At 71.8% G+C, this 11810-nt stretch carries 9 protein-coding genes; 3 read left to right on the top strand and 6 right to left on the bottom strand.

The features are described from left to right. Both AB7U92_RS11725 and AB7U92_RS11720 read right to left on the bottom strand, forming a co-directional pair. Positions 1–1090: NUDIX domain-containing protein (locus AB7U92_RS11725; protein ID WP_428576621.1), on the bottom strand; the 1090-nt coding region annotated here is incomplete at its 3' end. Between the two features lie 34 nt (positions 1091–1124). Next, entirely contained in the window at positions 1125–2924 is a 1800-nt protein-coding gene (locus tag AB7U92_RS11720) for a carboxyl transferase domain-containing protein (RefSeq protein ID WP_428576618.1), read from the bottom strand. Between the two features lie 64 nt (positions 2925–2988). On the opposite strand from AB7U92_RS11720, the gene AB7U92_RS11715 reads away from it, so the two are divergent. Next, positions 2989–3954, top strand: a complete 966-nt coding sequence (locus tag AB7U92_RS11715; RefSeq protein WP_428576615.1) for a threo-3-hydroxy-L-aspartate ammonia-lyase — start codon at positions 2989–2991, stop codon at positions 3952–3954. Here AB7U92_RS11715 and AB7U92_RS11710 read toward each other — a convergent pair. Beyond that, positions 3920–5119: a VanZ family protein gene (locus AB7U92_RS11710; protein WP_428576624.1), complete on the bottom strand. Its 1200-nt coding sequence runs from the start codon at positions 5117–5119 to the stop codon at positions 3920–3922. The genes AB7U92_RS11715 and AB7U92_RS11710 overlap by 35 nt on opposite strands. A 2-nt stretch (positions 5120–5121) precedes the next feature. Beyond that, on the bottom strand, positions 5122–6183 hold the full coding sequence (locus AB7U92_RS11705; protein WP_428576612.1) for a histone deacetylase family protein: 1062 nt from the start codon (positions 6181–6183) through the stop codon (positions 5122–5124). A gap of 95 nt (positions 6184–6278) precedes the next feature. On the opposite strand from AB7U92_RS11705, the gene AB7U92_RS11700 reads away from it, so the two are divergent. Next, positions 6279–7286: a diacylglycerol/lipid kinase family protein gene (locus AB7U92_RS11700; protein WP_428576609.1), complete on the top strand. Its 1008-nt coding sequence runs from the start codon at positions 6279–6281 to the stop codon at positions 7284–7286. Here AB7U92_RS11700 and AB7U92_RS11695 read toward each other — a convergent pair. Further along, a complete protein-coding gene (locus tag AB7U92_RS11695) occupies positions 7213–8556 on the bottom strand; it encodes a D-amino acid dehydrogenase (protein WP_428576607.1) in 1344 nt (447 codons plus the stop codon). The genes AB7U92_RS11700 and AB7U92_RS11695 overlap by 74 nt on opposite strands. A gap of 177 nt (positions 8557–8733) precedes the next feature. On the opposite strand from AB7U92_RS11695, the gene AB7U92_RS11690 reads away from it, so the two are divergent. Beyond that, positions 8734–10233, top strand: coding sequence for an AMP nucleosidase (locus AB7U92_RS11690; RefSeq protein ID WP_428576605.1), 1500 nt, complete (start codon positions 8734–8736; stop codon positions 10231–10233). Between the two features lie 7 nt (positions 10234–10240). On the opposite strand, the gene AB7U92_RS11685 is transcribed toward AB7U92_RS11690, so the two are convergent. Further along, the coding region (locus tag AB7U92_RS11685; protein WP_428576602.1) for a hypothetical protein at positions 10241–11810 on the bottom strand (1570 nt) is incomplete at its 5' end.

Raw genomic sequence — 11810 nt, 5'->3', positions numbered from 1 at the left:
CGAGCACCGCGTCGGGCGTGAAGCTGGTGTCCTGCCACTCGGGGTGCAACGCGATGCGGCCGTGCACCGGCGCCGCGGCGAGGATGGCCTCGATGTGCACCGCCTCTGCCGGGCCGGGGTCGATCACCGCCCACTCGTTGCGCGGCCCGCCGCCGACGAGATAACTGTTCGTGCCCGGGCCGGTCATCACGCTGCCGTTGTGGGCGGTCACGCGCACGATGCGCGGCGACAGCCGCACCGGCACGGCGGGGTGGATCTCGTACGACAGGTGGCCGCGGCATTCCGGGTCGAGGCGGCGCAGCTCGGCCCAGGCCGGCTCGTCGGGCGTGACCGGGCGCGTGCCCTCGCGGCCGGTGCCGATCTGCGGCTGAATCAGCGGCACATCCCGCGGCGCACGGGCCCAGGCCAGCAGCGCCTCGACGTTGGGGAAGCGTGCGATGGCCTCCAGCGTCTTGTGCGTCGGCGTCATCAGCTTGAGCGGCTCGGCGCGGGTGAGCGCGGCGGCCGGCGCGATCCACAGCTGCTCGACCAGCTCGCCATCGTCGTGGGAGGACACCTGACCCTGCGGCGCTCGGGCGATGAAGAATCGCGTGTCGAAGCGCTTGGGCCGGCCGACTGGCGTGACCCAGTGGCTGAAGTAGACGAGCTCGTCGACGGCGAGCGTCAGCCCTTCTTCGTGGCACAGGGCCGCCAGCGAGCGCTCGCCGCGCTGCAGCGGGCCGCGCCAGGCCTCCAGCCGTTCGGCTCGCGCCGCATCGAGCGCCAGCGGCACACCGTCGGCCTCGCGGGCGTAGAGCAGCCCGGCTTCCTCGAAGCACTCGCGCACCGCTGCCGCCCAGTAGTCGAGCGCGTGCGCGCTCAGGCCCAGCCGCGCGTCGGCGTCTTCCGCCTCCAGGCCGCGGCAGAACGGCGTGGCGGCGCGGTCGGCCGCATCCACCAGCCCGCCGGGGAAGACCCAGGCGCCGCTGTTGAGATCGCCCCGCTCGGCGCGGCGCAGCAGCAGCACCTCGATGCCCAGGGCACCGTCGCGCACCACCACCACGGTGGCGGCGGGGCGGGGGGGCTTGATCGTCTCCGGGGTGGCCGTCATCGCGCGAGGCTCGTCGTTGCTGTGTGATTCGAAACTACCACGGGTCGAGGCCGCCGACGCTGCGCTCGCTCGCCACGACGCCGTCGAGCTGGTGCCATAGCCACCCGCGCGTGTCTGCGGGGTCGATCACGGTGTCGATCTCCAGCGTGGCCGCCATGTTCAGCGCGCGGCCGTCGGCCACCTGGCGCGCCAGCAGCTCGCGGAAACGCGCCTCGCGCGGCTCGCCGTCGGGCAGCGCCTCCAGTTCCTTGCGGAAGCCCAGGCGGACCGCGCCCTCGAGGCCCATCGCGCCGAACTCGCCGGTGGGCCAGGCGGCGGTAGCCAGCGGCGCATGGAAGCCACCGGCGGCCATCGCCATCGCGCCCAGGCCGTAGGCCTTGCGCAGCACCACTGCGAGGAAGGGCACGCGCAGGTGGGCCGCGGCAACGAACATGCGGCTGACGTGCCGCACCTGCGCCCGCGCCTCGACTTCCGGCCCGACCATGAAGCCGGGCGTGTCGATGAGCGAGACCAGCGCGATGCCGTGCGCATCGCACAGGCGCATGAAGCGCGCCGCCTTGTCGGCGGCATCGGCGTCGATCGCGCCGCCGAGATGCAGAGGGTTGCTGGAGAGGATGCCGACCGGTCGGCCGCCCAGGCGGGCGAGCACGGTGTGGATGGCCAGACCGAAACCGCTGCGCAGTTCAATCGCGCTGCCGCGATCGACCAGCCCCTCGATCACCCGGCGCATGTCGTGGCTGCGCGTGCGCTGCTCGGGCAGCACGCTGCAGAGCGCCGAGGGGTCGGGCGCCTCGCCGTGCACGATCTCGCCGGCGAGCATCGCGAGCAGCTTCTTCACCACGGAGACGGCTGCGGCCTCGTCGTCCACCAGCACATCGATCGCGCCGTTGGCGCTGTGCACGCCCGCCGGGCCGATGTCTTCCGGCGCATAGCGGCCGAGCCCGCCGCCCTCGATCATGGCCGGCCCGCCCATGCCGATGTTGCTGCCGCGCGTGGCCACGATCAGGTCGCAGCAGCCCAGCAGCGCGGCATTGCCGGCGAAGCAGCGGCCGGCGGCGATGCCCAGCAGCGGCACGCGGCCGGAGAGCCCGGCAAAGCGTGCAAAGGTGGCCACGTGCAGCCCGGCGACGATGGGCATGTCGGTGTCGCCCGGCCGCCCGCCGCCGCCCTCGGCGAACAGCACCACCGGCATCTTGTGCTCGTGCGCGAGGCCAAGCAGCCGGTCGGTCTTCTGGTGGTTGCGCAGGCCTTGCGTGCCGGCCAGCACCGTGGCGTCGTAGGCCAGCACCGCGCAGCGCAGGCCGCCGACGCGGCCGATGCCGGTGACCATGCCGTCGGCCGGTGTCTGGCGGATCAGTTCGTCGACCGGGCGGCGCTTCGTCTGCGCGGCATGGGCGAAGGCGCCGTACTCGACGAAGCTGCCTTCGTCGCACAGGTCAGCGACGTTCTCGCGCGCCGTGCGCTGCCCGGCCGCGTGGCGGCGGGCCACGGCCTCGGGGCGGGCGTCGTCGCGCAGCAGGGCGGCGCGGTCGAGGAACTCCTGCAGTTCGGGGCGGATCGCCGCGTCGGCGGCGCTTGGCGCCGCGACGGGTGCGGCCACGGCATGGTGCTCGACCGGCCCGAGGCGCAGCAGCCCGTCGCCTTCGGCCAGCAACTCGCCCGGCTTCGCCAGCACGGCCATCACGCGCGCGTCGTGCGGCGCGCGCAGCTCGTGCTCCATCTTCATCGCGTCGACCACCGCGAGCAGCTCGCCGGTGCGAACCGCCTGCCCGGCGGCCACCGCGATCTCGACCACCGTGGCGGCCATGGGGGAGCGGATCTCCTGCGTCGTCATGCGGCCACTGTAGCGCCGCGCCCTCGGCTACAGTGGTCGCGCTCGGGACAGACCGCCTCACGCCATGCTCCAGTTCAGCGAGATCGAAGCCGCCGCCGCGCGCCTGAAGGGCGTCGCCCACCGCACGCCCGTGGTCACCTCGCGCACGCTCGACGCGATGCTCGGCGCCACCGTGCTGATGAAGGCCGAGAACCTGCAGCGCATGGGTGCCTTCAAGTTTCGCGGCGGCTACAACAGCGTGAACGTGCTCAGCGACGCGCAGCGCGAGCGCGGCGTGGTCGCGTTCTCCTCCGGAAACCACGCCCAGGCGGTGGCCCTGGCGGCGCAGTTGCACGGCTGCCGCGCCACCATCGTGATGCCACACGACGCGCCGGCGCTCAAGCTCGCCGCTACCCGCGGCTACGGCGCCGAGGTGATCGTCTACGACCGCTACAAGGAAGACCGTGCCGCGATCGCCCAGCGGCTCACCGAGGAGCGCGGCGCGGCGCTGATCCCGCCCTTCGACCACCTGCCGGTGATGGCCGGCCAGGGCACGGCGGCACTGGAGCTGATCGAGGATGCCGGCCCGCTGGATGCGCTGATCGTCTGCGCCGGTGGCGGCGGCTTCCTCTCGGGCTGCACGGTCGCGGCCAAGCACCTGCTGCCCGGCATCGAGGTGTTCGGCGCCGAACCCGAGCGCGGCAACGACATGCAGCTGTCGCTGCGACGCGGCGAGATCGTCAGCATCGACGTGCCGCGCACCATCTGCGACGGCCAGCAGACGCAGGCGGTGGGCCGCCATCCGTTCGAAGTGATCAAGGCCCATGTGCGCGACGTGCTGACCGTGCCCGACCCGGTGGTCGTGGAGGCGATGCGCTTCGCCTTCGAGCGCCTGAAGCTGGTGCTGGAGCCTTCCGGCGCCTGCGCCCTGGCGGCACTGATGCAGCACCGCGACCGCTTCCGCGGGCGGCGTGTCGGCGTCACGCTGTCGGGCGGCAACGTGGGGCTCAATCGCTTCACGTCGCTGATGAACGGCGACGGAGTCGACTGACCCGTGCAGGCACCAGACCCAGCGAGTACAGCAGCGCCACCCAGAACCAGGGCAGCAGCGCCGGCGTGATGTCGGCCACGCGCCCGGGCAGCCAGACCTGCAGCAGCTCCAGCAGCAGCAGCCACACGGACAGCGCGGCGGCCAGCGGCACCGGGCGGCCCCGCCATTCCGCGGCCAGCACGAAGACGACGCCCAGCCACGCGCCCAGCTCGAGCAGCGACAGCGCATTGGCGCCCATCGATCCGATCAGCAGCGAGACGAACGGGATGGCGTGGAACTCGCCGGCCACCTCGGTGATCTCGAACGGCCGAAGCTCGTCGACCGTCAGCCACAGCAGTGCCGCCCCGACGACCCAGAGTGCCGACCGGGCCGGATCGAGCCGCCGCAGGGCCAGCACGACCAGCAGCCCGAATCCGACCCCGCTGACGCGAGACAGTGTCAGCGCGTGGTCGACCACGAACAGCTTGCCGGCCAGCGCGGCACCGGCCAGCAGGGTCAGCCAGAGCCCCGCACGGCGAGTACCGGCCAGCAGTCGCGCCGCGGCGACGACCCACAGCGCTGCCTCGACGAAACTGCCGACTTGCCACGTGGGCTGCAGCAGCAACGGCTTCAGCGCGTCCTTGATGTGTTGCCAGTCGATGGTCGGCAGCAGCGGCCACCACTCGATCGCCAGCCAGGCACTGAGCAGCGCCCAGCGCAAGGCCTGCGCGGCGTCCGCAGGGGCACCGGACGACTCGCGGCGACGCCAGGCCGCCGCCAGCACGGCACCCAGCAGCAGGCCCAGCGCGTTCCAGACGACATCGGACAACTGCGGCACCCGCTCGGGCACGATGATCTGGACCACCTGCAGCACCCAGGCGAACGAGGTGCCGGCGGCCAGCATGGCCGGCACGCGCAGGCGCACCGGCAGGCGCGTGCCTTGCAGGTCCAGAAGCATCAGCAGGCCCACGGGGACGAACAGCACGACATTGCCGACCACGTCGCCCAGCCCGGTCCACAGCGTGGCCGTTGACCACAGTTCCCGCCACGCGGCATCGAAACCGGCTCTGGGCCAGGCGAACTGCCAGGGATACAACGACCCATGCGTCACCAGCAACAGGCACAGCAGATGGAGCAGCCGCCAGCGGCCACGCGAAGGAGTGGAGTTCGCGGTCACGAATGGCATGGTCACCCGCCGAAGCCTTCCAGGACGTTGGCCACGTTGACCCCGACCTCGGCCACCGCATAGCCGCCCTCGAAGGCGAACACCGTCGGCAGCTGCAGCGCGGCGAGGTCTTCGCCGATGCGCAGGTAGTCGTCGCTCTTCAGGCGGAAGCCGGAGATCGGGTCGCCTTCGAAGGTGTCCACGCCCAGCGGCACCACCAACGCCTGCGCGCCGAAGGCCCGCACCGCGGCGATGGCCTGCTGCAGCACGGCGCGCCATTCGGCGAAGCCGGAGCCGCGCGGCAGCGGCAGGTTGAGGTTGAAGCCCTCACCCGCCCCGGCGCCGCGCTCGTCGGCATGGCCGAGGTAGAACGGGTACTCGGTGCGCGGGTCGCCGTGGATCGAGACGGTCAGCACGTCGGCACGCTCGTAGAAGATGCTCTGCGTGCCGTTGCCGTGGTGGTAATCGACGTCGAGCACGGCCACGCGGTCCGCGCCGAGGTTGCGCAGCGCCTGCGCCGCCAGCGCCGAGTGGTTGAGGAAGCAGTAGCCGCCGAAGAAGTCGGCCCCGGCATGGTGGCCGGGCGGACGGCTCAGCGCGAACGCGCAGCGCGCCTGGCCTCTGCCCACGGCCCGCGCGGCCAGCACCGCGGCGTGCGCGCCGGTGCGCGCGGCGCGCCAGCTGCCGGCCGTCAACGGGGTGCCGGCATCGAAGGAGTACAGCCCCATGCGCGCCGCGAAGTTGCTCGGCTCCACGTCGGCGCGGAAGCCGCGCACCGGCCACACCGACGGCAGCGCGTCGAGTTCGGCATTCGCCGGATCGAGCGCCACCCACTCCTCCCAGGCCTGTTCGAGGAAGCGCAGATAGCGCGGCGCGTGGATGCGCTGCAGCACCTCGTCGAACGCGGCATCGGCACCCGGCTGCAACTCGACCGGCGTGTGCAGCGGCCCGACGCCGCGGCGGCGCAGTTCGGCCAGCACATGGTCGAGCCGCGCCGGCACCTCATGGCAGGGCACCAGCCGGCCACGGAACATCTCCTGGCGGCCGGCGTGCAGCGCGTGGTCGGGGTTGTGGACGACGAGCATGGTCTGTGGGGCAGTCGGTCAGTCGTGCGATTTTGCGCGGCCGGCACGCAACGCCTCACGGTCACGTGAAAAAGTTGCGCTAGGCTCCCAAGGCGATGCAGGACGCCACCACCTTTCCGCCGGACAGCGCGAGCTCGGGCCTCCGCCCCGACCGGCCGACCATGGTGCTGCTCAACCCGCGAGCGGCCGGCGGCCAGGCCGCGGCGCTGGCGCACCCGGTGCGACAGTGGCTGGCCAGCTACGCGCCGGGCGTGGCGCTGGTGGAGTCCGACAGCATCGAGCGTTCGCGTGCCACGCTGCAGTGCCTGCCGCGCAGCAGCCGCGTCGTGCTGATCGGCGGCGACGGCACGCTGCACCACATGCTGCCGGTGCTGCTGACGCATCGCCTGGCGCTCGGTGTGGTGCCGCTGGGCGGCGGCAACGACACCGCACGTGCCCTCGGCGTGGCCGGCCTGCCCTGGCCGAAGGCGCTGGAACTGGCGCTGACCGGGCCGACCCGGCGCATGGACGTCGGCGAGATGGTCACGCCCAAGCAGCGCGTGCCCTTCTTCTCCAGTCTGGCCGCGGGCTTCGATGCCGCGGTGGCGATGCGCGCCCTGGCCGGCCCGCGCTGGCTGGACGGCATGCCGCGCTACCTGTGGGCCACGATGGCCGAGCTGGCCTCGCTGCGCACCCACCGCATCCGCATCGCGCTGGATGGCGAGCCGCGCTACGACGACGAGGCAATCTTCGCCTCGGTGCTGAACACGCGCAGCTACGGCTCCGGCATGACGGCCGTGCCTGGAGCGCGCGTCGGCGACGGCAAGCTCGACTTGCTGGTGGCCGGCCGGTTCGGCCGCATCGGCGCGCTGTCGATGCTGCCGCGGCTGGTCAAGGGCACGCACCTGCCGCACGCCAAGATCCACACCTGGCCGTTCCAGACCATGCAGTTCGAGAGCGACAAGGAACTGCCGCTGGCCGCCGACGGCGAGCCGCTGCAGCCGCTGCGCCGCTTCGAGGTGCGCGTGCGCGCAGCGGCGGTCCGCGTGGTCAGCGCGAAGCGGCAGCGCCGGCCGCAGGCGGAGGCGTCCAGCCCGCCGGTGAGCGAGTCGGCACCGGCTTGAAGCCGCGCCGGTAGGCTCCGGCGTAGCGGTCCACCGTCAAACCGTCCATGTCGATCGCCGGCGCGCGGCCGGAGATCAGGTCGGCCATCACGCGGCCGGTGCCGGCGGCCATCGTCCAGCCCAACGTGCCGTGGCCGGTGGCCAGGTAGAGGTTGTCCATGCGCGTGCCGCCGACGATCGGCGTGCCATCGGGCGTCATCGGACGCAGGCCGCACCAGAACTCGGCCTTCGCCACGTCACCGCCGGCCGGGAACAGGTCGCTGACCACGTGCTTGAGCGTGCGCTCGCGGGCCTCGTGCAGCTGCAGCGTGTAGCCGGCCAGCTCGGCCGTGCCGCCCACGCGGATGCGGTCGCCCAGGCGCGTCACCGCCACCTTGTGCGTCTCGTCCATCACGGTGGATTCGGGTGCGCCGCTGGCATCGGTGATCGGCACGGTGATCGAGTAGCCCTTGACCGGGTAGACCGGGATGTCGATGCCGATCGGCGCGAGCAGCGTCGGCGAGTAGCTGCCCATCGCGACGAGGTAGGCATCGGCGGTGAGCGTGCCCTGTCCGGTGACCACGCCGCTGATGCGACCGCCCTCGGTGAGCAGGCGCTCGATCGAGGTGCCGTAGCGGAACTTCACGCCGGCCTGCGCGGCGCGCGCGGCCACGCCTTGCGTGAACTTGAAGCAGTCGCCGGTCTCGTCGCCGGGCAGCAGCAGGCCGCCGAGAAACTTGTCCTGCACGCGGGCCAGCGCCGGCTCGTGGCGGATGCAGCCGGCGCGGTCGAGCAGCTCGAAGCGCACGCCGTAGCGCTTGAGCACCTCGATGTCGGCGCCGGTGCCGTCGAGCTGCTTCTGGGTGCGGAACAACTGCAGCGTGCCCTGCGCACGCTCGTCGTAGGCCAGCCCCAGCTCGGCGCGCATCTCGCGCAGCACGTCGCGGCTGTACTCGGCCAGGCGCACCATGCGACCCTTGTTGACCTCGTAGCGCTCGGCGGTGCAGTTGCGCAGCATCTGCAGGCCCCAGCGGATCATCGCCATGTCGAGCTGCGGGCGGATGACCAGCGGGCGGTGCTGCATCAGCAGCCACTTGACTGCCTTGAGCGGGACGCCCGGCCCGGCCCAGGGCGCGGAATAGCCGGGCGAGACCTCGCCGGCGTTGGCGTAGCTGGTCTCCTTGCCGGCGCCGTCCTGCCGGTCGATCACGGTGACCTCGTGGCCGGCTTGCGCCAGGTGCCAGGCGCTGGTGGTGCCGATGACGCCGCTGCCCAGGACGATGACCTTCATGACGCTGCTCCGCATGTGCTGCAATGAGCCGAGAGCTTATCGAGGGCCAAGTGGAATCTTTCGCGGCAGATTGACAGCTTCTGATGATTTCGCCGAATCTTCGGCGGCCGATCTTCGCTTTGGCCGCATCCGATCCAAGTCGACTCCGCGTCCGCCAAAGCCCGCCACAATGGCTGCATGAGCAACCAGCCCGCCTTCGTCGCGCCCGCCCGCTTCGACGACCCGGAGCGCGCCCTGGCCCAGGTGCGCCACATCTACGACGCCGGCATCGCCCACCTGCGTGACGCCCTGCACCGCTTCGTCGCCGGCGAGGACGTCGGCCCGCACGTGCGAGCCTGCTACCCCTTCGTGCGCGTGCACACCGATACCGTGGCGCGCGCCGACTCGCGCCTGTCCTACGGCTTCGTCGCCGGCCCCGGCACCTACGAGACCACGCTGACGCGGCCGGAACTGTTCGGCAACTACTACCTCGAGCAGTTCCGCCTGCTGCTGCGCAACCACGGCGTGTCGCTGGAGATCGGCACCGGCACGCAGCCCATTCCCGTGCACTTCTCCTTCGCCGAGGGCGACCACGTCGAGGGCAGCCTGAGCCCCGAGCGGCGCCAGCGCATGCGCGACGTCTTCGACCTGCCCGACCTTGGCGCGATGGACGACGGCATCGCCAACGGCACCCATGAGCCGCGCCGCGGCGAGGCGCACCCGCTGTCGCTGTTCACCGCGCCGCGGGTGGACTACTCGCTGCACCGGCTGCGCCACTACACCGGCACGGCGCCGGAGCACTTCCAGAACTTCGTGCTGTTCACGAACTACCAGTTCTACATCGACGAGTTCGTGCGCCTGGGCCACGAGACCATGGCCAGCAGCGCGCACGCGCAGGATTACGTGGCCTTCGTGGAGCCGGGCAACGTGGTCACGCGCCGCGCCGGCATGGCCGCCCAGCCCGGCGACGAGCTCGGCGCCCCGCCGCCGCGCCTGCCGCAGATGCCGGCCTACCACCTGGTGCGGCCCGACAGCGCCGGCATCACCATGGTCAACATCGGCGTCGGACCGGCCAACGCCAAGACCATCACCGACCACATCGCGGTGCTGCGGCCGCACGCCTGGATCATGCTCGGCCACTGCGCCGGGCTGCGCAACACGCAGCAGCTCGGCGACTACGTGCTCGCCCACGGCTACGTGCGCGAGGACCATGTGCTCGACGAGGAGCTGCCGCTGTGGGTGCCGATCCCGCCGCTGGCCGAGGTGCAGGTGGCGATCGAATCGGCAGTGGCCGAGATCACCCAGCTCAAGGGCTACGAGCTCAAGCGCATCATGCGCACCGGCACGGTGGCCTCCACCGACAACCGCAACTGGGAACTGCTGCCCTCGCGCAACGTGCCGACCACGCCGGAGCGGCGCTTCAGCCAGAGCCGCGCGATCGCGCTCGACATGGAAAGCGCCACCATCGCCGCCAATGGCTTCCGCTTCCGCGTGCCCTACGGCACCCTGCTGTGCGTGAGCGACAAGCCGCTGCATGGCGAGATCAAGCTGCCGGGCATGGCCAACACCTTCTACCGCGAGCGCGTCGACCAGCACCTGCGCATCGGCATCCGCGCGATCGAGAAGCTGCGCGAGCAGGGCGTCGACCAGCTGCACAGCCGCAAGCTGCGCAGCTTCGCCGAGGTGGCGTTCCAGTAGCGGCGGCTCAGCGATTCCAGCGCCAGACGGCGCGTGTCGCCAAGCGAGTGGTCGATCCGCCGAGCAGCAGCACGCGGTCGTCGAAGACGGCCTGACCGCGCAGCTCGTAGAAGGGCACTTCGAAGCGGACGCGCGTCACCCGACCGGTCGCTGCGGCCAGAGCGAAGCCCTGGCCGGCCGGGCGGAGATCAAGGACGATCAGGTTCTCCGGGCTCCCGCTGTCCGGCCATTCCAGATCGTTGACGACACCCACCAGCGACAGCCAGCTGCCATTGGCATCGGCCAGCAACGGATCCCGCAGCGGAGCGCCCCAGCCGACGCTGAGCGTTTCGTCGGCCGGATTGCCCACCACCGACCGCTCGAGCGTGCCGTCTGCCTTCAGCATCACTCCCGCCGCGTGGCCGCTGGGGCTTCCGATGTCCTGCCCCCACACGATGCCGACACCCGCGTCGAAGGCCAGCGCGCGCGGCAACCCCCCGGTGAAATTGCCGTCCAGCGTCTCGGCACGGAACTGTTCAAACGGCGCGTCGGCAACGGCATAGCGAACGTCGCTGCCGTTGGCCCCGTTCGGCGGCGGCGACCAGACCACGATCACGCGGGCACGGTTCGCCGCCAGCGAGTAGATGCGTGGCGACCCGAGGCCGGCAAATGTCGCGATCACGCGCTCCGGCACCACACCTTGGCCCTGGCCGTCGAACGCGCGCACGACGAGCTGACGCTCGACCGCCGCGCTCGGCGTGGTGTACCGGCGAATCCAGGCCACCCAGAGCAGATCGCCGCCGACCGTGCCCTGCGCCGATTCCATGCCTTCGCCGAGCAGGCCCGTCGCCAGCGACAGTGCCACGCCGTCCTCGGTGCCGAGCGGATTCAGCTCGGCGTCGTAGCGCGCCCAGCGCAGCAGCGGCTCGTCGCTGCCGGACGCCGGCGCCGACAGCAGGCCGAAGCCGTTTCCATCGACCAGAAGCTGTGTCGCGCCGAGCCCGCCGGCACGCTGCCGCACCTTCAGAACGCGCCCTTCCTTGTCGAGCGCGCCAAGGAGAACGTCGCCCATCCCCGCCGGATCGCCTGGCAGGCTCGTCAGCACGATCGCGCGGTCGGCGAGCGACACCGCCGCGCGCAGGCCGCCGAGCGTCTCGCCGGGACGCACCGACGAGTTCGTCGGCACGACCGCCTCGGTGATCGGCTTCGCGCCCAGCCCCTCGGTGAGGCCATCCCACGAGACGAGCTCCTCCTCGGCTACCTCGCGTCCGCTGGTCGCGCTGGGCAGGTCGAGCCGCTGGCGCACGATGCCCACGCCGGCCACGTACCAGGCGCTCTGCGTTCCTTCCGCCACATCGGTGGTGCTGCCGTCGCGCGACAGCCTGAACCGCGCCCGCGACACCGTATCGATCCGCATCGACGCCATCGTCGGCAGGTTTCTCAGATCCAGCGTCTCGGGACCGATGATCCGCTGGAAGATGGCCACGTCCAGCGCATCGTTGCGCCCGTCACCATCCAGGTCGATGCCACCGTCGTCGAAGCGGCGGTCCAGCAAGGTCAACTGGTCGCCGATGTACAGGGGCGCCTGGATCTCCGGC

The sequence above is a fragment of the Piscinibacter sp. genome (assembly GCF_050175855.1).
Taxonomy (GTDB): Bacteria; Pseudomonadota; Gammaproteobacteria; order Burkholderiales; family Burkholderiaceae_C; genus Piscinibacter.
The sequence above is the reverse complement of the archived record's forward strand: the minus strand, read 5'-3'. Positions and strand labels throughout refer to the sequence as shown.

Bases quoted from the DNA above. Each gene is read 5' to 3' on its own strand.
- AB7U92_RS11720 (WP_428576618.1), bottom strand. From the start codon at position 2,924: ATGACGACGCAGGAGATCCGCTCCCCCATGGCCGCCACGGTGGTCGAG.
- AB7U92_RS11715 (WP_428576615.1), top strand. From the start codon at position 2,989: ATGCTCCAGTTCAGCGAGATCGAAGCCGCCGCCGCGCGCCTGAAGGGC.
- AB7U92_RS11710 (WP_428576624.1), bottom strand. From the start codon at position 5,119: ATGCCATTCGTGACCGCGAACTCCACTCCTTCGCGTGGCCGCTGGCGG.
- AB7U92_RS11705 (WP_428576612.1), bottom strand. From the start codon at position 6,183: ATGCTCGTCGTCCACAACCCCGACCACGCGCTGCACGCCGGCCGCCAG.
- AB7U92_RS11700 (WP_428576609.1), top strand. From the start codon at position 6,279: ATGCAGGACGCCACCACCTTTCCGCCGGACAGCGCGAGCTCGGGCCTC.
- AB7U92_RS11695 (WP_428576607.1), bottom strand. From the start codon at position 8,556: ATGAAGGTCATCGTCCTGGGCAGCGGCGTCATCGGCACCACCAGCGCC.
- AB7U92_RS11690 (WP_428576605.1), top strand. From the start codon at position 8,734: ATGAGCAACCAGCCCGCCTTCGTCGCGCCCGCCCGCTTCGACGACCCG.